The following is a 22320-nucleotide window of genomic DNA, read 5'->3' as shown; positions in this document are numbered from 1 at the left end:
TTATCTGATTTCCTGCGAAGATAAAAGAAGAATGTCGAAAATAAAATTTTGTATACGGTTCCAATTTTCGACTTTCGTCAAAAAGCTAAAAACAGGTTGCTTTGTTGGAAGAAAGTCCGGCTATGAGGCTTGGGCTTTTGTCCCGCTTTTTCAGAAAAAATCCAATCTTTTTAGGGGGCAGGGCCATGGTCACATTTACCATACTTTTTTCCCGTTTTCCTATGCTATGCTGTACTTATATTGCGCCTATGATTTGGCTTACATATGGATTTTTCAAAAAGGGTGGGACTGCTGTGAAGATCGTTTATGCTGCTACGGAAGAACAGATGGATAAGATCGCGGAATTGGTCCGCCATATGTTTACAGAAGTATTTCCTGATTACTTTACGGATGAGGAGATCACCGCATTCCAGCGCGACAGGGTGCTTGCCCTGCCGGATGACCCAACAGAACAAATCGGCACTTTAAAAGCAGGGTATCAGATGATTGCCAGTCTGCAGACCATCATTTCCATTTTGGAAACGGAAGAGAATAAGCGGGACGAGCATTACGCCGGCCTGTTTGAATTTAATAAATTTACGCTTGAACAGTTTGGTTTGCATTTTCCTTTTTCGTTTTCCCATTTTCAGAAGAAGCATACGGATACGTTCAGTATGTTTAAAAAAGCAGCCAATCGCCTGCTTGTGTAAAAAATAATGCCCGGAAAAACCGGGCATTATTTTTTTGAGGGTTCCTTGCAAGCACGCAGCCTTATTTTTTTACATGTGCTTTAAACCATTGGCGGAACTCCTGTTTTGTATGCTCTCCGACAAGGCGTGCGGCTTCTTTGCCGTTTTTGTAATGGACGATCGTCGGTGTCGCTTTGATTTTGTAGTCATCCCAGCCGCTTTCGAATTCAGTCAGGTTAAATTCCTTCAAATCGATGCCCATATCTTTCGCGAGCGGTGATACAACAGGCGTCGTCCGTTTGCAATGCGGGCAGGTCGGCATGAAATAATAAACGGTGACATCTTTGCCGGATTTTAAATCACGGTTCAGTTCTTTTGGCAAAATAATATTCTGGTAAAGAGGGTCATCCAGCTGGTCACGCGTTTCCGCCGATAATTTGCTTACACTTTTTGCGGGTGCATACGGATTGTTTTTCGCCTGCTGGGATTGCTTATACTTTGTGATTCCGGCAATCCCGCCAAAAACAATGAGAACAATGGCCAAAAAAAGGATAATTTTTTTCATGATAATCCTCCAGTTGTGTTTACTTGGAAGTGCCAGCCTGCTTCCAAACGATGAGACTTGAAATAAAAATCAGGACAAATGCTGTGAGAGCCAAAAAGGGGATGGTGATAAAGCCGAACCAGTTGATGTATTCCGCCGTACAGGGGATGCGGCCGCATGAAGGAAGCCTGTCCGAAAAAAAAGCAAGTTTTTGCAGACAGTAATGGTAAAGTGACACACACATGCCGATTCCGGACAAAACAGCGGTATAAAGCGACATGCGGGTATCTTTCCTGGCAACGGCCATCCCGATCAGGACCGTCATTGGATACATGAGAATGCGCTGGTACCAGCACAGTTCGCACGGTTCATACCCCTTAATTTCCGAAAAATAAAGACTGCCGAGCGTAGCAACGACCGAAACCGCCCAGGCAAAAAACCAAATCTCTTCCCTCCGTCCTCTACTCAATCCCTTACCTCCTTCATCAATCCCTTCCTTGTAAATTATAGTATCCATCCCAAAAAATGAAAAGCGGAGGCGACTGTTCAGCCTGGCGACTGTTCCGGCCGGAATAGACATGCGCTTCATGATGGACGGGTTATTCCACTCGATGGGCTAGGAGCAACAGCCGGACAAAGAAAGGCGGAGGCGACTGTACAGCGGCGTACGGATTTTATCGTCTTCGGCCGAGCGAAAGGAAACACGATGAATCGTCGCCCGCCTATCGTAGGAGAGGGGACTGGAAATTCACAAGCCGACAGCCCCCGCACCTGGACAATGAGAAGCGGAGAGCGTTCGCCCGCGGGCAGTACAATCACTTGTCGAATAAGCCCGGCAAGTTTACAATAAAATATGTCTATCATTCTGACTTTTTGCATGATTATGCATTCAAGGGAGGGCCTCAAATGAAAATTGTTTGTTTCGGGGATAGTATTACAAGAGGTGTCACTTGTATAAAAGGAAGGCTCCGGATTTTAAAAGACAATTATCCCACAGTACTTCAGCAGTATTTTGGTGACAGCAGCACAGAGATTGTTAATAAAGGCGTGTTCAATGATAATTCCGACCTGCTTGTTCGGCGTCTCGACAAGGATGTGATCGGCGAGCATCCCCATGCCGTGCTGATCTGTATTGGCGGTAATGACTGCAATTTCAAATGGAACGAAGTAGCAGAGAAACCGGATGATACGCATGTCCCGGTTGTACCCCTTGAGCGATATGCGAACAATATCAGGCATCTAGTCAAAACCGTAAAAGAACAGGGCATTACGCCCATTTTGCTGACGCTCCCGCCGCTTGACCCGAAACGCTACTACCAGTCCATCAGTGCACGCTTTGGGAAAAGCATCGGCCACTGGATCGGATTGTCGGGCGGTATTGAACACTGGCACGGCCAATATAACAGGTGCCTGAAAAAACTCATCAACCAGTTGAACGTCCCGGCCATTGATGTCCGGACAGCGATCAAAAAAGCCGGTGACCTGAAGGACTTGATCAGTGATGATGGCATCCATTTAACAGCAGAAGGTTATAAAGTAATGGCGAAAACAATTTACACGGATTTAACTGCGCAATTTGCCGGGCAAAAAGCCGGGAGCGGAATTTAAGCAATACAAGCAGGCAAGAGGGGTTTCCGGCGGTTTGACCGAACGTCACAGATGCTGCCCGCCCCTTGCACAAAACAAACCAACCATATTTGTGATCAAAAAGGCCGGTGACCGGCCTTTTTGCAATGCTGTTAAAAATCTTCATGGTTTAAATAAATTTTTACCGTTTTGTAATATAAAGTTTGTATAATAGGAACCGCAGGGTTTCCTGCATGAATATTGATTCATTTTCCCGTACAGGGGGTATAGAAAACGGAAGACGTCGACATCGCAATACTTGCTGTACAACAGGAACGGGGGATGGCAGATGTCAGCAGGAAAAAGAAATTCGTATTTTGACAATGCAAAATTTATTCTGATTTATCTTGTCGTTCTCGGGCATCTGATCAGCCCGTTTAAAACCGAAGACAATTTCCTCTTTACGCTGTATACCGTCATTTTCCTGTTTCATATGCCAGCATTTATTCTTATTTCAGGCTATTTTTCAAAAGGATACCGAAAAAAAGGCCATATTTCAAAATCCTTTAAAAAGATTTTGGTCCCGTATTTCATTTTTCAATGTATTTATTCCGTTTATTATTACTATACAGGCGAAGAATCGCACCTGACAGTAAATTTTCTGAAACCGCACTGGACATTATGGTTTTTGCTGAGCTTGTTTTTTTGGAACCTTTTGCTCCATCTGTTTGCCCGCTTCCACTTTTTCGGTCTCGCGGCTGCGGCGGCGCTCGGCATAGGGATTGGCTACTGGGATGAGGCCGGAAGTTTTCTGAGCCTCTCCCGCACGTTCGTATTTTTTCCGTATTTTCTGCTCGGATTTTTGCTGGAAGGGAAGCATTTGCAAAAAATCCGCAATATACCTTACGCGCCGGCAGCCGGCATTTTGATTTTGTGTGCCGTCACGCTTGCAACCGGCCAGTTTTTCCCGAAAGATGCTGTGCCGTGGCTCCTTGGCGATACCTCTTACGCCGGCATGGGGATGGAATATTGGTTTAGCGGGCTAATCCGCCTGGCCCAATATGCTGTCACGCTGCTTGTCATTCTCGGGTTCTTCCTGTTAATCCCGAGCAAAGGGTACAAGTGGACAAAAATTGGCGAGCGTACGCTCTATGTGTATTTGCTGCACGGTTTTATCATTAAGACAATAGAAGCAGCCGCTTCCCCCAATGTGCTTGACTGGCTGGCGGGCAATTACCTGTTGCTGATTGTTTTTTCACTTGGCATCTGTTTATTTCTCGGCAGTTACTATATCCGGAAATTTACAAGGCCGATTATTGAATTCCGGTTGTAGAAAAAATAAAATAGCTAAAAAGCGGCGGAAAATCAAATGGTTTTTCGCCGCTTTTTGGTATGCTGCGTCCCAATCATGAAAGCTGTTTTTTTATTGAGCGGAGGGCTCGTGTTTTTTACATGTATTTCCGTTGCACGCTTCTTCCGTCATAAGAGAAGACAATCGGCTTTTCTTCCACAACCGTTTCGAGGTGGACATTTCTGCCCCATAACTGGTAAAGGTAGGGCAGCACTTTTTCCAGGTATTTTAAATCAAGTTCAATATCTTCATACCAGTGTTTAATATACAATTCCCCGTTTTTCCGGTAGTCTCCGTCCGTAACGGTCAAATATGGGAAACCGCCGTTTACCCGCATGCTGACAAGCTGGTCGCGTACATGTTCCCACTCTTTGTCCACCACTTTATAGTCCCGCCCCTGTTTTTGGAACAAATACATATCTTCCCTTGTGGCCAATTCTTTTGTCAAGTAATTGCGCAGAAATGAAATATCGCTTTCAATTTCGCGCACTTCGAATATTTTTTCACGCCCGGTCCCAGGCCGTATGCCCCGTTTTTTCATTTCTTCCGTCGGGTTGTTCCAGCGTTCTTCAATATCTTCAAAAATTTTGATTCCCAAATAATACGGATTGATGCTGGTTTTGGACGGCTGGACAACGCCCGCATTCAGTTTCGCATATTCAATTGCTTCATCTGTTGTCAAATCAAGTTCGCGCATGATCCGCTGATGCCAGAAAGAGGCCCACCCTTCATTCATGATTTTTGTCTCGAGCTGCGGCCAGAAATAGAGCATTTCTTCGCGGATCATGGTCATAATGTCACGCTGCCATTCCGTCAATTCCCGGCTGTATTGTTCAATAAAAAGGACAATATCTTTTTCCGGCTGTGGCGGGAAGTTTTTCGTTTTTTTCACTGCTTTTTGTTCCGGCTTTTTCTCATCAAGCGACCATAATTCATCATAAGGTCCCTCTTTGCGTTTCGGTTCCTCATCCCATTCTTCCGCGTCTTCCATGCTCCAGTTCAATTTCGGCCGCATGAGCGACGGGTCGATATGCTCTTCAATTGCCAGCACGGCATCAATAAATTGCTCCACTTCCTTTTTACCGTATTTCAGCTCATATGCCCGGATTCTTTCCGCCGTTGCAGACATGCTCTCCACCATATCACGCTTCGTGTTTTGAAAACGGACATTGTTTTTGAAAAAATCACAATGCGCCAAAACATGCGCCACAATCAGCTTGTTTTGAACAAGCGTGTTGGAATCCAGCAAAAAGGCGTAGCACGGATCGGAATTGATGACAAGCTCATAAATTTTACTCAGCCCGAGATCATACTGTAACTTCATTTTGAAAAACTGCTTACCGAAACTCCAGTGCGAAAACCTGGTCGGCATGCCGTAAGCGCCAAAAGTATAAATAATATCCGCCGGGCAGATTTCGTAGCGCATCGGGTAAAAGTCAAGCCCAAAACCGGACGCGATTTCCGTTATCTCATCAATCGCATATTGCAGGCTTTCATGATCACGCATGAAATGTTCCTCCCTTTAAAAGTCACCCTTTTTTCCAATGTATGAATGAAAGGGAAAAAACATGAGGACACAAAGAAGGATTTTCGCATGATCACGAGAAATGAAACAGCCCGTGCACGAGCAGGCGACAAAGCACTGGAAATCACCCGTTATTTCCGGTAAAAAAGATCCGAATGATTCTGACCCGGCTGCATAAAAGCTTGCCACGGGCTGAAAACCAGCAAAATGCATTCCAAATGATAACAGCCTTTTGTTTTCCCTCCAGGCAAGTTTTTCAGCGCGCAAAATCAGGAAAAACACATACAATAATGTTGACTCCTTTTATTAGGATTTGCTTTTTTCAAGCAAATGCACAAGAAAGGGGGAGCCGGGATGAATCCCATTGATTATGACCGCGCTTTATATTACACACACCGCTCGCAATGGGATAATTTGCTGATTTTGATGGTGCGGACGAAAGATGATTTTCTTTCCAAAAAAATTGAGCATGTCTTACATGCTTATCATTTTTCGCATGACTATAACGTAATTGAAAGATGCCTGTTTGCGCTGCACCGCTATATTGACCATGCCAACGAAATGGCGGACCGGAGCGGGGCGGAACCGGGTTTTCTGTACCAAAGCGGAGGCCATGCCTGAAAAAGGCGCCTCCGCTTTTTTGCTTTGCACCTTGTTCCAGTCCTGCTTTATTCTGGGCGGATGCGGGGTGTTTGCAAATTCATTTCAGCCAGCCTTTTTTGAAAAACCAGTAAGTCATGCCGGCGCCGATCAGAAACATGACAATAAGGGTAGCGAAATAACCGTATTTCCATTCCAGTTCGGGCATATATTTGAAATTCATGCCGTACACCCCTGCAATAAAAGTTAAAGGCATAAAAATCGTAGTGAAAATGGTAAGAATCTTCATTACCCGGTTCGTTTGGTGTGAGTTTAAAGACAAATAACTGTCCCGGATATCGGTCGTAAACTCACGATTGGACTCCACCATCCCGGATAGTTTCAGCAAGTGGTCATGGATATCATGAAAATACGCGCGTTTTTCCTGAATGCCTGGAATCGTATGGGAATTCAGCATCCGGTACACAAGATCCGTCATCGGCATAATCGTATTCCTTAACACAAGCAAATCATGCCTCGTTGAATACAGGCTTGTAAGCAGATCCTCCATCGATTCATTTTTTGAGTTATCTTCAATTTCATTCAGACGGTCTTCAATCTTATACAAATAAGGAAAATATTGATCGACAATCTTGTCCAGTACTTCATAAAGAATAATGGCCGGCCCCCATTTGCCCGGTTTATCCGTTTTTTTCAGCTTATCCCGCACTTCGCTGATTTCTTTTGACGGGAGATGGTGAAAGGTCACGACAAAATGCTCCCCGAGAAACAGGTTCAATTCTTCTTTCTGCAGCCTGTCGGGATTCAGGCTTTGGAATACAAAAAAGACATGGTCTTCGTAATCATTCAGTTTCGGCCGTTGCAGCTTATGAATACAGTCTTCGATGGCCAGCGGATGGAAACCGAGCGGATGGCGCAGTTTTAATATTTCTTCTTGTGAAGGCTGGTCGAAATCAATCCAATACCATTTCCAGCTGGTCCCTTCCAATTCTTCAATGGAAGCGGGGGCTTTCAGTACATTTTCTTTTGTCATCGCCATAATATGTATCATAAAAAGGCACATCCTTTTCACATGAGGTTTGCCAATCGTCCGTTTAGCATTATTTTACTATGTCGCAGACGGCCTTGCATTAAATCAAAATGAAAGGCAATTCGCTCGTCTTTTTTTCGGGATAACGGGCGCGAAAAAAGAAGGGCATCCGCGATATCGAAAGCAGCAAGAACATAAACGTCACGGCCATTCACGCTGGGCCTGGCAGAAAAACCGGGCGCAAAGACAGGCGCCCGTGCTGTTGATACAAAAAATGCGAAAGGATGATGAAAAATGAAACCGGTGATCGGCATTACATGCAGTGCCAATCAGACTTCCCAGTATTTGGCTGATGACTACATCAAGGCTGTCCGCATGGCGGGCGGCGTCCCGGTATTGCTTCCGGCCGGCGGTGAAGCGGACATCCCTTTATTATTGTCCAAAACGGACGGAATTCTGCTTTCCGGGGGAGGTGATGTAGATCCATCCTGGTTCGGGGAAGAGCCGGTTCCGGGGCTCGGTGAAATTGAGCCCGGCCGCGATGCATTTGAGATTGCGCTATGCCGGTTTGCGATTCAGGCGGATGTGCCGATTCTCGCCATTTGCAGGGGCATCCAGATTCTCGCTGTTGCATCCGGCGGGGATATGTTCCAGGATATTTACAGCCAGGGAAAACCCCCGCTGTTGCAGCACAAACAGCGGGCCGCCCGTTCCCATCTTTCCCACACGGTCCATGTTTTGCCGGGAAGTTTACTGGAAAAATGGGCCGGAAGCGAAACGATGAAAGTAAACTCTTTTCATCACCAGGCAGTCCGGACCGTGAAAGCGCCGCTTATGGTTTCTGCTCGTGCGCCTGATGGAATCATTGAAGCGGTGGAAAATCGCAATGCCCGTTTTATGATTGGCGTTCAGTGGCATCCTGAAGCTTTGGCCGCCATAAAGGATCCTGTTTCCTTGAAAATATTTTCCGCCTTTATCGCTTCCTGTAAAACCGTTTAGTCCGTTTGCTGTTATGAAATGCTTGCCTCCTCGTATTTTTTAAACCGGAAAATTTGCAGGCGCTTGCTTAACTCCTGTCTTCTACCGGTGGAGAACAAGAAAAAATAAAAGCGCTTCCTGTATTCCGAAAATATTGCTATTGTGGAATTAAAATAAATATTGAACGCTATTGAATTTTTCGTCTATTTATTTAATAATAAAAATATACCACAACAGTATGCCCATTTTAAACGTGAGAAGGTGTCTGCGTATGGCAAAGTATGTACTCAAAAGGCTTGCCGCCATGGTTGTCACACTGTGGGTGATCACCACCCTGACTTTTATCATGATGCAGGCCATTCCGGGATCGCCTTTTAACCAAGAACGCAATACATCCGAAGCCGTGCAAAGAAATATGGAGGCGCAGTACCATCTGGATCAGCCGGTTTATATCCAGTATTTGTATTATGTGAAATCCATTCTTTTATTTGATTACGGCCCGTCCATCAAACAGCCGTCCCAGACGGTAAACGACATGCTGGGCAGGGGCTTTCCGGTTTCATTCGAACTTGGTATGACAGCACTTCTGGTTGCGGTTTTATCCGGCATAGTGCTTGGCGTTTTTGCTGCATTAAAACATAACGGCATCATCGACTATCTGGCGATGACCATCGCCGTGCTTGGCATCTCGATTCCGAACTTTATTCTGGCAACGATGTTAATCCAGGAGTTTGCGGTCAATCTGAAAATCCTGCCGGCTGCAACGTGGACATCCCCGGCGCATATGATCCTGCCAACTGCCGCCTTGGCAGTCAGCCCAATGGCCATCATTGCCCGCCTGACAAGGTCAAGCCTATTGGAAGTGCTGACGCAGGATTACATCAAAACCGCCCGTGCAAAAGGGCTTTCTCCTGTAAAAATTATCATCAAGCATGCCCTCAGAAATGCGCTGATGCCGGTTATTACCATTTTAGGGACATTGACGGCGAGCATTTTGACGGGAAGCTTTGTCATTGAAAAAATATTCTCCATTCCGGGCATGGGAAAGTATTTTGTCGAAAGCATCAATAATCGGGATTATCCTGTCATCATGGGAACAACCGTATTTTACAGCATTTTTTTGATTATTATGCTGTTTCTTGTGGATATCGCGTACGGCATTCTCGATCCGCGGATCAAATTACATAAAAAGGAACAGTGAGCCCTGGTTCCGAAAAGAAGCAGCCCGGCTTTGCATAAGTATCGGGCCTTGGCTTTTCGTAACACAAGGTGCAGGCGAGCAAAAACAACCATCGTCCCGATTCGCAAAATCTGGTGCATAAATTAGAGCAATAAGGGGTGGACATCTTGCAAACAGCCAATCAGGATAGAGTGGATACCATTTCAGAGATTCCGGATGAATGGTTTGTCCCGAAAAAGAAAGAAGCCGGAATGCAGGAAGCCGTTGTCAGGCCGGGCATATCGTACTGGCATGATGTATGGAACCGGCTTGCCAAAAATAAGCTCGCGATGCTCGGCCTTGTCGTGCTGATTCTTTTGATCATGATGGCCATCATCGGCCCGCTGATTGCACCTGAAAGCGTGACGAAACTGTCACTAACGAACCAGAATTTGCCGCCCTCCAAGGAGCATTGGTTCGGGACCGACCAGCTCGGGCGCGATATGTTTTCAAGAACATGGTATGGCGCGCGTATTTCGCTGTTTGTCGGGTTTATGGCGGCTATCATTGAATTTTTCATTGGGGTGATATACGGCGGTATTGCAGGTTACAAAGGCGGCCGGACCGACCAGGTGATGATGCGGATTATTGAAGTGCTGTACGGCCTTCCTTATTTGCTTGTTGTGATTCTGTTGATGGTTGTGATGGGGCCGGGGCTCGGCACGATTATTGTTGCGCTTACCGTAACAGGATGGGTCGGCATGGCCAGGATTGTCCGCGGCCAGGTATTACAGATAAAAAACTATGAATTTGTAATGGCCTCCAAAACGTTCGGCACCAAAACGTCACGGATCATCCGCAAACACCTGCTCCCCAATACAATGGGCCCAATTATTGTCCAAATGACGCTGACCGTGCCAAGTGCCATTTTCAGTGAAGCATTCCTCAGTTTTTTAGGATTGGGGGTTCAGGCGCCGCATGCGAGCTGGGGCGTGATGGCGGATGACGGGTTGTCGGCGATTTTAACGGGCGAGTGGTGGCGCTTATTTTTCCCGGCATTCTTTATTTCGCTGACGATGTTCGCATTTAATGTGCTTGGCGACGGGCTGCAGGATGCGCTCGATCCGAAGCTGAGGAGGTGACGGAAATGAACAAGATTCTGGAAGTGGAAGACCTGCACGTTTCGTTTTCGACATACGGCGGAACGGTGCAGGCTGTGCGCGGGGTGAACTTTTATTTAAACAAAGGCGAGACGCTTGCCATTGTCGGTGAATCCGGATGCGGCAAAAGCGTGACATCGCAAGCGATCCTCAAGCTTCTTCCCAATAATAATGTGAAACAATTAAGCGGCTCGATCCACTTTAAAGGAACGGATATTTTAAAATACAGCGAAAAGCAAATGCGGAAAATCCGCGGGGCGGAAATCTCCATGATCTTCCAGGATCCGATGACAGGTCTGAACCCAACTTTATCCATCGGGAACCAGTTGCTTGAAGCGGTTCAGGAGCATCAAAATCTATCCCGCGAGGCAGCGAAAAAAACGGTCATTGACATGTTGCACATGGTCGGCATTCCGAGCCCGCATGAACGGTTAAAACAATACCCGCACCAGTTCAGCGGCGGCATGCGCCAACGGATCATGATTGCGATGGCTTTGATTTGCAATCCGGAGATCATTATCGCGGACGAACCGACTACTGCTTTGGATGTCACCATTCAAGCGCAGATTTTTGAACTGTTTAAGAAAATCCAGCGGGAGACGGGCGTATCCATTATTTTGATCACGCACGACCTCGGTGTTGTGGCCCAGGTTGCCGACCGGATAGCGGTGATGTATGCCGGTAAGATTGTCGAAACCGGCACAAGAGAAGAAATCTTTTATCATCCGGAACACCCTTATACAAAAGGATTGCTAAACTCGGTCCCAAGGCTTGATATGGAAGAGGAAGAACTGATTCCGATTCCCGGTACGCCGCCGGATTTATTTGCGCCGCCTCCCGGTTGCCCGTTTACGGCGAGATGCCCAATGGCAATGGAAGTATGCAGCCGTGTGGAACCTTTTCGCACGAAAAAATCAGCTTCCCATCAGGTTTATTGTTGGCTGCAGGACGAACGGGCAAAATTTGCGTTTTCAACTACGGGTGTACGCCTGTAGATGAAATAGAAAACAGGCATTTACGGCGCCCAGATACTGCAAGGGGGACAAACGGGTCAGGGCTGCCCGCAATGCGGAAAAGAAAAGGGGGAAATGTATGAAGAAATTTTGGAGTATGATTGTCAGTTTGGCGCTTATTGCTTCGCTTGCTGCCTGTACGAGCCAGTCAAGCTCAAAAAACAGTCCGGGTGGAAGCAGCAAAGAAAAGGTATTAAATTTAAACAATGGGTCTGAGCCCACCTCATTTGACCCGCCAATCGGGTTCGATTCCGTTTCATGGAATGCACTGAACAATTTAATGGAAGGGCTTGTCCGCCTCGGCAAAGACAATAAGCCGCACCCTGCGATTGCAAAAAGCTGGGATGTCACAAATGGAGGCAAGACGTATACGTTCCACCTCCGGGACAATGCAAAATGGTCAAATGGGGATCCGGTGACAGCGGGTGATTTTGAATATGCGTGGAAAAGAATGCTCGACCCGAAAACTGCTTCGCCTGCCGCATTTTTAGGATACTTTATTGAAGGCGGGGAGGCGTATAACACCGGAAAAGGATCAAAAGACGGCGTCAAAGTGAAAGCGGCCGATGACAAAACACTGGAAGTCACGTTAACCGGGCCGCAATCTTATTTTCTGAACGTCATCGCAAACCCTGCTTTCTTCCCGATCAACGAGAAAGTGGCAGAAAAAAATCCGAAATGGTTTGCAGAAGCGAAAACGTATGTTTCGAACGGGCCGTTTAAGCTCACAGAATGGAAACACGATGATCATTTCATCATGGAAAAAAATGAAAACTATTGGGATGCCAAAAATGTAAAACTTGATAAAGTGAAATGGGCGGAGGTTGACGATCCGAACACTGAATACCAAATGTACCAAAACGGGGAACTGGATGTTTCAGATGTTCCGGCAGATATGGCAGCCCGGCTGTTTAAGGAAGGAAAAGTGAAAGTAGAGGACCAGGCCGGCACTTATTTTTACCGGTTTAATGTCAATAAAGAACCGTTCCAGAATAAAAATATTCGGAAAGCATTCGCGATGGCCATTGACCAGAAACAAATTGTCAAATATGTCACAAAAAATGATGAAAAGCCGGCTTACGGTTTTGTTTCTTACGGGTTTACCGAACCTGACGGCAACGACTTCCGGAAAAAAGGCGGCAATTTGTATACTTCAAATGCAAAAGAAGCGAAAACCCTCCTGAAAAAGGGAATGCAAGAAGAGGGGTATACGAAACTGCCTGAGGTCACCCTCACTTACAGCACGGACCCGGTTCATAAAAAAATTGCTGAAACAATCCAACAGATGCTAAAAGAAAATCTCGGCATCCAGGTAAAACTTGCCAATATGGAATGGAATGTCTTCCAGGCTGAGCAGAAAAAATTGAAATTCCAATTGTCCCGCAGTTCATTCCTTGCTGATTACGGGGATCCGATTAACTTCCTCGAAAGCTTCACAACCGGGCAAGCGATGAACAGGACTGGATGGGGCAATAAGAAATATGACCAGTTGATCCAGCAGGCAAAAAATGAAACCAATGAAACGAAACGTTACGAGCTGATGCACGAAGCGGAAAAAATGCTGTTTGACGACATGCCGATCTTCCCGCTCTATTTTTACAACCAGGTATTTTTGCAAAAAGATCATGTAACAGGCATTGTCCGCCATCCTGTCGGCTATCTTGAACTGAAATGGGCCAATGTAAAATAATGTTCTGTTTTTGGCAGGGGACGGTTTGCCCGTGAAAGCCATATGACAGGCATTATCCGCAGCCCGGCTGTCTGGACGAATGAAAAAGAATGGGCAGTATCAAGCGGGGGAGTTCCCCGCTTGATACTGCCCAAAATGGAAATCTGAGGGAAAGGGGGCTGAACATGGGAAAGCAAGTTTATTTGGTAGATACCCCTGTCGCCACCGTTTGGACTTCCGCACAATCACCGGGTGACGGAGACGAAGAAGCCCTCCGGAACCCGGCGAATATGAAGCAGTGGCTCACCAGCCTCTCACTGGAACAGCGGCACGAACTTTGGCGGAAAAATAAAATCCAGACACAGGTGCTCTACGGCCGGAAAGTCATTGTCCACAAAACAGAGGGGAAGTGGGCGTATATTTCTGTTCCGGAACAGCCTTCCAGCAAACATCCGGACGGCTATCCCGGCTGGGTTCCCCGCTGCCAGCTGAAGCAGGGAGAAGGATGGCCGCAAGATGCTGCTGTTTGTGCCGTCAAAAAACCATTTGCAATGCTCTATGATGAAAATCAACTCCCTTTATTTGAAGTGAGCTTTCAAACACGCTTTTTTGTAGTGGATGAAACAAAGGACCAGTTCGTTGTAAAAACGGTGCACGGGAACCCGGCATCGCTAAAAAAACAAGATGTGCAGTTGAAGGGGAGCAGTCCCGGCAGCCAGAACAGGTATATGCTTGACGCAGGAAAAATGTTTCTCGGCCTGCCGTATTTATGGGGAGGCATGAGCGGATACGGCTATGACTGCTCAGGATTTTCCTATACGATGGTGCTTGCTGCGACAGGCAGGACCATTGCCCGTGACGCCCATGAACAGGCAAAAGGAGGAGCAGCCGTCCCGCTTGGAAGCATCACACCCGGCGATCTTTTATTTTTTGCCCATGAGGAAGGAAAAGGCGCCATCCACCATGTCGGGATTTATGCGGGGGAGGGGAAGCTGCTCCACTCGCCGAAAACAGGCCGGCCTGTTGAACTGCTGGATATGGAAGGAACGATTTACGAAAAAGAACTATGCTGTGCGCGGCGTTACTGGATGTAAAGCCGCGCAATGGGAATCCGTAACGCCACGGGTTGCGAATGAAGTGCAGCGCGGCGTTGGTGGCCGGAAGAATGCGGCAAACCTGCCGCAAAAGCAATACGGGTTACAGCAGCCGGGTGAAGGGAGTGCACCATGATGGAAAAACTGTTGGAAGTCAAGCATGTCAAAAAATATTTTGAGATTGGAAAGAAACAATTTTTAAAAGCGGTGGACGATCTTTCTTTTGATATTTATAAAGGGGAAACGTTCGGGCTTGTCGGGGAATCGGGATGCGGAAAATCGACGGCAGGGCGGCTGATGATGGGGATTTACACCCCAACTGAAGGGCAAATCCTTTACGGCGGCAAAGATATCCACGCACTGGATGAGCGGGAGCGTTTTCTGATGAAAAGAAATGTCCAAATGATTTTTCAGGATCCGTATGCTTCTCTGAATCCCCGTTCCACTGTCCGCGAGATCCTTGCTGAACCGCTTGAAGTCCATGGCATTTATAAAAACAAACGTGAAGAGCTTGAAAGAATATATGAATTGCTCGAAGAAGTCGGGCTAAACAGAGAGCATGCAGGCCGGTACCCGCATGAATTCAGCGGGGGGCAGCGGCAGCGGATCGGGATTGCAAGGGCGCTCGCGCTTGACCCGGAGTTTGTGATTTGCGATGAGCCGATTTCCGCACTGGATGTTTCTGTCCAGGCCCAAGTTGTCAATGTATTGAAAAAACTGCAAAGGGAAAAAAACCTCACCTACTTGTTTATTGCCCATGATTTATCGATGGTAAAGCATATCAGCAACCGGATCGGCGTCATGTATCTCGGCCATCTAGTCGAATTGACGGAGAGCAAGAGCCTGTACCGCAAACCGCTGCATCCTTACACGGAAGCGTTGCTGTCGGCCATTCCGATTCCGGATCCGAAAATTGAAGATAAAAGGGAAAGAATTATTTTAAAAGGGGAAATCCCGAGCCCGGTTACGCCGCCGAGCGGGTGTGTATTCCGGACAAGATGCCCGAAAGCAATGGATATATGTGCAAGTGTAAAACCGGAATGGCTGGAGATTGAAGACCACCATTATGTCGCATGTCATCTTTACGATGGAAAGGGCAGTCCGGCAGCAACCGTTTCTTCCAGTGCAAATCAGGTAGGAAAAGTTTGATTGTTTGAAAAGACATGCAGCTGCGGCAAGCCGGTGGAACAGTGCGGGAGTGGTATGTAGAAACCGTACGAATGGTTTTCTTATAAGCGTTTGGGAAAAAGAAGCCGGGCCCAAGCCCAATAAGGCCGGGCCTCGGTTCTTAGAACAGGTATGCGGCACCTACAATAATCAGCAGAATAAACAGTACAACAATCAGCGCAAAGCTGTTGCCGTATCCGCCGCCATAGCCACCGCCATAGCCGCCGTATCCGCAGCCCCAAAAGCCCATATTTTTCACCTCCATCTTTCCGTCATGCAATGTTAATGTATGCAAGACGGAAGACAGAAGTTTGGACGTTTATCAAAGAATACAAAAAAGCATTCTGGAATTGCGACTTTCCTGTACGTCCGCCACGGTTTTCCACCAGAATGCGATCATGTTTGCCAATCTGTTATCGTTTATAGGGATACAATTTTTTGTCTATTGTCAAAATAGTTGTTTCCCTTCCATTTTTGCCATTAGCGGTGCCGATGGTTGGTTATTTCACGACAAGCACATCCACCTCCGCATTTTTTACAAGGCTTTTGCTCACACTTCCAATGAATAGACTTTTCACAGCATTTTTTCCGCTGCTTCCAGTAATGATGCAGTCTACATTCTCGTTGCGGGCGAAATCAATGATGCTGTCGGCCACCTTGCCTTCTAAAATATGGGTATCGGCTTTGACCCCTTTTGCATCTAATAATTCGCGGGCATGATTCATGACTTCCTCCGCATCGTTTAAGATGAATTGCTGTGTGGAAGGTTCATCAACCGGCGGTGGGTCAACCGGGTAAACCCGACCGTCCAGCCCCGGCACGGAAATGGTTGGCGGCACGCCGATGTTTTCATCCGGTACCGGTGCTGCCACTTCACTTTCCTGGTTCACGTGGACAACGGATAATTTTATATCTCTTAAGGCAAGGGCCAATGAACAGGCTCTGTCCAGCGCTTTCCGGCTCCCCTCTGAGTCATCGTATGCAATGGCAATATGCTTGTACATGTACCATCATCCTTTCATGTATGGCTTGAAACACCCTCTTTTCTTTACCCGGAACCAGAAGGAAAAAAACGGTTTCAGTGCATTTTTACGGTTTTAAAGCACTGTATTTTCTATAGTTGTCATTGATTTTTCCGGCCATTCATAATATCCTTTTGCTAAAGGGCAAATCAGCATGGTGTTTGAGATAGAAGGTTCACAGATTGGGGAAAGATGAGGACATCAACAGATATGAACAAATTCAAACCTTATATAGATAAAATCAAACCTTATTTCCGGGTGTTTTGGGACGGGTTCAAAAAAATTTGGAAAAGAGCCCATATGACTCAAATCATCATTCTGGCAGCTTCTCTTTCATTGCTTGGCTTTTTAGCTTTTTTTGCTTATTATGCAAAAAGCGCGAATGTCGGGCAGTTAAAAAAAGGGCTGGAACAGACGACCGTTATTTATGACAAAGACGGGGACACAGCAAGCAGAATTTCGGCAAACCGCTCGGAAGGCGTATCGATTAAAAAAATGCCGGGAGACCTGCAAAATGCGGTGGTAGCCATCGAAGACCACCGTTTCTACAAACACCATGGGTTTGATATCATCGGTACCTTGAGCGCGCTTTTAAAAGATATCCGGATCGGAGGGGCGGCTGCCGGGGGAAGCACCATTACCCAGCAGTTAACGAAAAATGCGCTGCTTTCCCCGGAACGGACATTAAAAAGGAAAATTCAGGAGCTTTTTTTGGCGATTGAAATTGAGAAGCATTACACAAAAAAAGAAATTTTGGAGATGTATTTAAACCAGGTCTATTTCGGGGAAGGCGCCTGGGGTGTTGAAAAAGCGGCCAATAAATATTTTGGAAAAGACGTGGAAGATCTGGACTTATCCGAATCGGCAACTTTGGCGGGCCTTGTTAATTCACCGAATGCACTCGACCCGTACCGTCATTATAAACGCGCCATTCACCGCCGTAATGTCGTGCTTTTCGCCATGAAAGAGTACGGGATGATCACGCAATCCGAGTATAAACAGGCAAAAAGCGAAAAGCTTGTGCTAAAAGATAAAAAAACAGATGCACTGACAGGCAAATACCCGTATTACGTCGATGCGGTGCTGGACGAGGCAATCGATCAGTATGGACTGACACAGGAAGAGATCTTAACAAGAGGGTATAAAATTTATACCGCCATGGATCAAAATATTCAAAAAGCATTGGAAAATGTTTACCAGAAATCATCACTCTTTCCTTCCGGCACATCCGGTCAGATCATCCAAAGCGGCGCAATACTTGTAGATCCGTCAACCGGCGGCGTCCGCGGGCTTGTCGGAGGAAGGGGAGAAAAAGTATTCCGCGGCTTCAACAGGGCAACGCAGCTGAAACGGCAACCCGGATCGATCATGAAGCCGATTACCGTTTATACGCCGGCGCTTGAAGAAGGGTACAGCCCCGACTCGATGCTAGAAGATAAAGAAATGACGTTTAAAGGCGGTTATGCGCCGAAAAACTATAACAACCAATATCTCGGTAAAGTGCCGATGTACATGGCGGTCGAAAAATCGCTTAATCTTCCTGCTGTCTGGCTGTTGAATAAAATCGGGGTGGAAAAAGGGTACGAGTCGGCGAAAAAATTCGGCATCCCGATCACAAAGAAGGATAAGCAGCTCGGCATTGCGCTCGGGAATATTCAAAACGGCGTTTCCCCCGAAGACATTGCAGAGGCCTACACCACGTTTCCAAACAACGGAAAACGTTCCGAAGCGCACATCATTACAAAAATCGTGAGCCCGACCGGAAAAGTTTTGGCAGAGCATAAAGACAAGCAGGAAAGGGTCATATCGAAAAAAGTTTCCCAGGAAATGACATCTATGCTGCTGAACGTTGTGGAATCCGGAACCGGCAAAGGGGTAGCGGTCCCCGGCTATAAAATTGCCGGAAAAACAGGCTCCACCCAATTGCCGTTCAGCGGGGTCGACGGTACAATGGATCAATGGTTTGCGGGCTATACGCCAAATCTTGTCGGGGTGGTCTGGATGGGATATGACCAGACAGACCGGAACCATTATTTATACGGTCTGAGTGAACAGGGCATTGTGCCGGTTTTCAATGGTGTGATGAATGCCACACTGAAATATACAAAACCGGGTGACTTCGGGGTGGAATCCATCAATGACCAGAAGGAAAACGGTAACCCGTTAAAAGAAAAACTGCAAAACATTGATGAAGCGATAAAAGAACAAGCCGATAAATTGCAGAAAAAAATTGAGGATAACCAAGGATTTTGGAAAGGTGCGACAGATAAGATTAAAAAGCAGCTGAAAGGGATTCTTGGTCAATAAACAGTACACACTTATAAAGCCGAAATGTCTTCCATCAAGGTGAGACATTTCGGCTTTAATGATTGATTGCTTTTAAAAAGGATTGCGGGGACTGCATGTTTTTCCCCTGTTTGCCGTTAAACTCGGCAGCTTGCGAGAGTGAAAAGTACTTGAAAAACGGACTTTTGTCCTATAAAATAAAACTGAAAAATAAGAAAAGGAGTGCTGCCATTGGAATTGGTAATGGAAAAACATGCCGGTTATCACGTGCATGATCGTTTGTTTAAGGAGCTGATCCAAAACTTTTTTCAGGAGTTTATGGAGGCGTTTTTCCCGGATCTTTCAGCGGATCTCGACTACCGTCGGGTGCGGTTTTTGTCGCAGGAACAGTTTACGGATTTTCCGGGCGGTGAGCAAAAACGGGTTGACATCCTTGCTGAAACGAAGGTAAAAGGGAAAGACACCGTGATTCTCATCCATGTAGAGCCGCAGTCGTATTACGAGAAACCTTTTCCTGAACGCATGTTTCGTTACTACATGATGATCAGTCTCCGGCACCGGAAACCGGTATTGCCGATTGCCGTTTTTAGTTACGAGGAGAAAACAGAAACCCCTGATACGTACACCTTTGCGTTCCACAACATTGAAATTCTTCGTTTTCACTATTTATCCATTCATCTGATGAAACAAAATTGGAGAAATTATATCCGGAGCAACAACCCTGTTGCCGCGGCATTATTAAGCAAAATGGGGTATACAGAAAAAGAACGGGTGCAGGTCAAACTGGAGTTTCTGCGGATGCTGGCCCGGATGGAACTCGACCCTGCAAAAATGAGGCTGCTATACGGTTTCTTTGATTATTATTTAAAATTGAACGAAAAAGAGGAGGCGGAAGTAATGGAAAACATTAAAATGCTGGACCCGGACGAGGCGGAGCAAGTATTGAAATTGCCGAATTCTTACTTTGATCGCGGGTATAAGAAGGGGAAAGAGGAAGGAAGAGAAGAAGGTGAAGAAAGATTAAGAAGATTTATTGTCAACTTGTTAAAAAATCAAGTGGATGTGAAGGTCATTGCCCAGGCATCTGGCTTGAGTGAAGACGAGATCATGAAAATCAAAAGGCAGATAGAAGGGGAAAAGCCTTGAACCCGAGTTATGACGAAGCAGAGCAAGTATTGAAATTGCCGAATTCCTATTTTGACCGCGGGTATAAGAAAGGATTGGAAGAAGGTGAAGAAAGATTAAGAAAAAGATTTATTTCTAATTTGTTAAAAAAGCAATTAGATTTGAAGCTCATTGCAGAAGTAACCGGCTTGAGTGAAGACGAGATCATGAAAATCAAAAGGCAGATAGAAGGGGAAAAGCCTTGAACCTGAGCTATGACGAAGCAGAGCAAGTATTAAAATTGCCGAACTCCTATTTTGAACGCGGGTATAAAAAGGATTAGAAGAAGGAGTAGAAAAGGGGAGAAAGGAATTATTACAAACAATTGTGGTTAGGATGCTTAAGAATGGCCTGGACCCACAATTGATAGTTGAGATGACCGGCCTAAGCCAGACAGAAGTGGAAAAAATAAAACAGCGACTGGAGTATTCATAAGATGGAAGTCAAATTTCCCGGTGTGGATGGAAAAGAAGTTGTCTTAGACTTGCCGAATTCTTACTTTGACCGCGGGTATAAGAAGGGGAAAGAAGAAGGTGAAGAAAGGTTAAGAAGATTTATTGTCAATTTGTTAAAAAATCAAGTGGATGTGAAACTCATTGCCCAAGCATCCGGCTTGAGTGAAGATGAGATCATGAAAATCAAAAGGCAGGTAGAAGGGCAGGAGCCGTAAATGCTTTTCACCATCACCGAAAAAACAGGGAGGGGCTTATACATAAGCCCCTCCCTTTCAGAACTTGTGCCATTCCTCCTCACCCCGCTCACTCATACAATGCTTCAACAGAAAAAGGGGAACGATTCTTTTATTGAAAAGATAGAAATAAGGAAAAATTATTGTATAATAGGTCTAAAGACATAGGTGGGGCGTATCTGATGTTCATTTTTGACTGGCATCGATAGGAGGGAAGGCAGAATGGGTCTGTATTATAAGTTGAAATCAGATAAACACAGCAGCGTATTGGAAAATGCAGAAAAAATGGAGGTTTCCATCGATCTCGATCAACCTGGCATTCCGGAACGATTGAAATTGATTCACCTGACAGAAGAAGATTTAAAAATCATAAAAAGTGCACAACCCCTTGTACAAAAATATATTGACAAAATTGTCAAGGCCTTTTATGATGCGATTTTGCAAGTGCAGGAGCTGAGGGATATCATTGAAAAACACAGTACGGTTGAGCGGCTCCAAAAAACGTTAAGGGTCCATCTTATTGAAATGTTTCAAGGCAACATCAACAAAAATTTTGTCGAAAAACGCTTGCAGATTGCAAGCACGCATTACCGGATCGGCCTTGAACACGGCTGGTATATCGGTTCTTTCCAAAATATTCAAAATGTCTTGAACGATATCCTTTTTCAAGAAATCGGCAGGAAAGAAGAAGTCCGGATCATCTCGGCTGCCATCAGCAAAATATTGAGTTTTGAACAACAAATCGTTCTTGAAGCTTACGAAAATGAGACGATCAGGAGACTGAATGAGCAGTATCAAAACGGGCAGCACGATTTGAAAGAACAAATGGTACAAATCAGTGAAGGTTTGGTTGCGCTGGCAGAGGAAATCCAAGCTTCGGTAGAATCTTTAGGTTTCAATCTGCAAAAAACGGATGAAATGGCTATTGAGAGCAGCCGGGAAGCAAGCTATGCCGAGTCATCGGCAGCAGAGGGGCAAAAAAAGCTGGGCATCCTGATCCGCGATGTCAAAATGATTGCCACCCGTACAAAAGAAATGATGGAAACGATCGAGAATCTGAGCGACTCTTCCCGCCAGATTGAAGATGTGGTGCTGTCTGTGAAAGAGATCGCTGACCAGACCAACCTGCTCGCGTTAAACTCAGCCATCGAGGCAGCACGGGCCGGAGAGTATGGTAGAGGATTTTCGATTGTCTCTCAAGAAATCCGGAAGTTATCAGAGGAGACGAAAAAGCTGGCAGGGCAGATCCAATCGATGTTATCCGCCTCAGGGCAATACAATTTGGATGTTAAAAATTCTTTAATCCAAGTTGACAGCGCCATTCACTCCGGATTGGGCAGCGCGGAAGAGGCAGGGCAATCGTTCCAGCAAATTACCGCCACGGTCAAACAAAGCAAACAAACTGCTTTAACCGTCCAAGGCCATATAGCAGAACTCGTCAATACTGTAAAAGAAATTGAAACAGCCAGCGCCGGGGTCGCGGCCGCGGCTGAAAAACTCCACAATGCAGCGGGAATCTGAAAAATTCCCGCTTTTTTAACAGAAACTACCAATAAAATTTATCGCAAAGCAAGATAGGCAATCAAGTTTAAAACAAATGGGGCCATCATAATGCCCAAGGCGATGGCAACGATTA

At 46.0% G+C, this 22320-nt stretch carries 21 protein-coding genes and 1 pseudogene; 16 read left to right on the top strand and 6 right to left on the bottom strand.

Going from position 1 to position 22320, the window contains the following annotated elements; all coding sequences use genetic code 11:
• Positions 1–293 precede the first annotated feature (293 nt).
• Positions 294–689: a YhcU family protein gene (locus tag NSS95_RS11990; RefSeq protein ID WP_026104608.1), complete on the top strand. Its 396-nt coding sequence runs from the start codon at positions 294–296 to the stop codon at positions 687–689.
• 61 nt (positions 690–750) lie between these two features.
• On the opposite strand, the gene NSS95_RS11985 is transcribed toward NSS95_RS11990, so the two are convergent.
• Both NSS95_RS11985 and NSS95_RS11980 read right to left on the bottom strand, forming a co-directional pair.
• The gene (locus NSS95_RS11985; protein WP_014097439.1) at positions 751–1233 is read right to left on the bottom strand and encodes a thioredoxin family protein; all 483 of its coding nucleotides are present in this window, start codon (positions 1231–1233) and stop codon (positions 751–753) included.
• A gap of 19 nt (positions 1234–1252) precedes the next feature.
• The gene (locus NSS95_RS11980) at positions 1253–1681 is read right to left on the bottom strand and encodes a disulfide oxidoreductase (RefSeq protein ID WP_211062306.1); all 429 of its coding nucleotides are present in this window, start codon (positions 1679–1681) and stop codon (positions 1253–1255) included.
• A gap of 437 nt (positions 1682–2118) precedes the next feature.
• On the opposite strand from NSS95_RS11980, the gene NSS95_RS11975 reads away from it, so the two are divergent.
• Both NSS95_RS11975 and NSS95_RS11970 read left to right on the top strand, forming a co-directional pair.
• Complete coding sequence (locus NSS95_RS11975; protein WP_014097441.1) at positions 2119–2820, top strand: SGNH/GDSL hydrolase family protein; 702 nt, start codon at positions 2119–2121, stop codon at positions 2818–2820.
• 307 nt (positions 2821–3127) lie between these two features.
• Positions 3128–4111: an acyltransferase family protein gene (locus tag NSS95_RS11970; protein WP_017551337.1), complete on the top strand. Its 984-nt coding sequence runs from the start codon at positions 3128–3130 to the stop codon at positions 4109–4111.
• A gap of 115 nt (positions 4112–4226) precedes the next feature.
• Here NSS95_RS11970 and NSS95_RS11965 read toward each other — a convergent pair whose 3' ends face one another.
• Positions 4227–5636 (bottom strand): SpoVR family protein, encoded by a 1410-nt coding sequence (locus NSS95_RS11965; RefSeq protein ID WP_017551336.1) that lies wholly within the window; start codon positions 5634–5636, stop codon positions 4227–4229.
• A gap of 372 nt (positions 5637–6008) precedes the next feature.
• Here NSS95_RS11965 and NSS95_RS11960 point away from each other — a divergent pair, with 372 nt between their 5' ends.
• The gene (locus tag NSS95_RS11960) at positions 6009–6275 is read left to right on the top strand and encodes a YhdB family protein (protein ID WP_017551334.1); all 267 of its coding nucleotides are present in this window, start codon (positions 6009–6011) and stop codon (positions 6273–6275) included.
• 79 nt (positions 6276–6354) lie between these two features.
• On the opposite strand, the gene corA is transcribed toward NSS95_RS11960, so the two are convergent.
• On the bottom strand, positions 6355–7305 hold the full coding sequence (corA, locus tag NSS95_RS11955) for a magnesium/cobalt transporter CorA (protein ID WP_340713911.1): 951 nt from the start codon (positions 7303–7305) through the stop codon (positions 6355–6357).
• A gap of 273 nt (positions 7306–7578) precedes the next feature.
• Here corA and NSS95_RS11950 point away from each other — a divergent pair, with 273 nt between their 5' ends.
• The 7 genes from NSS95_RS11950 (at position 7579) to NSS95_RS11920 (ending at position 15506) form a co-directional block, all read left to right on the top strand.
• Positions 7579–8283, top strand: a complete 705-nt coding sequence (locus tag NSS95_RS11950; protein ID WP_014097447.1) for a gamma-glutamyl-gamma-aminobutyrate hydrolase family protein — start codon at positions 7579–7581, stop codon at positions 8281–8283.
• Between the two features lie 250 nt (positions 8284–8533).
• Positions 8534–9463: an ABC transporter permease gene (locus NSS95_RS11945; RefSeq protein ID WP_014097448.1), complete on the top strand. Its 930-nt coding sequence runs from the start codon at positions 8534–8536 to the stop codon at positions 9461–9463.
• Positions 9464–9609: 146 nt separating this feature from the next.
• Positions 9610–10563: an ABC transporter permease gene (locus tag NSS95_RS11940; RefSeq protein ID WP_014097449.1), complete on the top strand. Its 954-nt coding sequence runs from the start codon at positions 9610–9612 to the stop codon at positions 10561–10563.
• A gap of 5 nt (positions 10564–10568) precedes the next feature.
• Positions 10569–11576, top strand: coding sequence for an ABC transporter ATP-binding protein (locus tag NSS95_RS11935; protein ID WP_014097450.1), 1008 nt, complete (start codon positions 10569–10571; stop codon positions 11574–11576).
• A gap of 97 nt (positions 11577–11673) precedes the next feature.
• A complete protein-coding gene (locus tag NSS95_RS11930) occupies positions 11674–13284 on the top strand; it encodes a peptide ABC transporter substrate-binding protein (RefSeq protein WP_046721103.1) in 1611 nt (536 codons plus the stop codon).
• 164 nt (positions 13285–13448) lie between these two features.
• Positions 13449–14357: a C40 family peptidase gene (locus NSS95_RS11925; protein ID WP_061086409.1), complete on the top strand. Its 909-nt coding sequence runs from the start codon at positions 13449–13451 to the stop codon at positions 14355–14357.
• A 132-nt stretch (positions 14358–14489) separates the two neighbouring features.
• The gene (locus tag NSS95_RS11920) at positions 14490–15506 is read left to right on the top strand and encodes an ABC transporter ATP-binding protein (RefSeq protein WP_035184070.1); all 1017 of its coding nucleotides are present in this window, start codon (positions 14490–14492) and stop codon (positions 15504–15506) included.
• 139 nt (positions 15507–15645) lie between these two features.
• Here the strand turns inward: NSS95_RS11920 and NSS95_RS11915 are convergent.
• Positions 15646–15726, bottom strand: a pseudogene (locus NSS95_RS11915) (YjcZ family sporulation protein); the annotation flags it as partial.
• A gap of 298 nt (positions 15727–16024) precedes the next feature.
• Entirely contained in the window at positions 16025–16528 is a 504-nt protein-coding gene (locus NSS95_RS11910) for a universal stress protein (RefSeq protein WP_014097455.1), read from the bottom strand.
• Positions 16529–16756: 228 nt separating this feature from the next.
• Here NSS95_RS11910 and NSS95_RS11905 point away from each other — a divergent pair, with 228 nt between their 5' ends.
• From NSS95_RS11905 to NSS95_RS11880, 5 genes are all read left to right on the top strand, one after another.
• Positions 16757–18853, top strand: coding sequence for a transglycosylase domain-containing protein (locus NSS95_RS11905; RefSeq protein ID WP_017551329.1), 2097 nt, complete (start codon positions 16757–16759; stop codon positions 18851–18853).
• A gap of 210 nt (positions 18854–19063) precedes the next feature.
• Complete coding sequence (locus NSS95_RS11900; protein ID WP_014097457.1) at positions 19064–19978, top strand: Rpn family recombination-promoting nuclease/putative transposase; 915 nt, start codon at positions 19064–19066, stop codon at positions 19976–19978.
• The gene (locus NSS95_RS11895) at positions 19975–20202 is read left to right on the top strand and encodes a hypothetical protein (protein ID WP_014097458.1); all 228 of its coding nucleotides are present in this window, start codon (positions 19975–19977) and stop codon (positions 20200–20202) included. The genes NSS95_RS11900 and NSS95_RS11895 overlap by 4 nt, the downstream gene beginning before the upstream one ends.
• Before the next feature lie 230 nt (positions 20203–20432).
• Positions 20433–20666, top strand: coding sequence for a hypothetical protein (locus tag NSS95_RS11885; protein WP_017551327.1), 234 nt, complete (start codon positions 20433–20435; stop codon positions 20664–20666).
• A 240-nt stretch (positions 20667–20906) separates the two neighbouring features.
• Positions 20907–22205 (top strand): globin-coupled sensor protein, encoded by a 1299-nt coding sequence (locus tag NSS95_RS11880; RefSeq protein ID WP_014097461.1) that lies wholly within the window; start codon positions 20907–20909, stop codon positions 22203–22205.
• Positions 22206–22320 lie beyond the last annotated feature (115 nt).

This window comes from Weizmannia sp. FSL K6-3076 (assembly GCF_038007245.1).
GTDB classification, from domain to species: domain Bacteria; phylum Bacillota; class Bacilli; order Bacillales; family Bacillaceae_C; genus Weizmannia; species Weizmannia faecalis.
The sequence above is the reverse complement of the archived record's forward strand: the minus strand, read 5'-3'. Positions and strand labels throughout refer to the sequence as shown.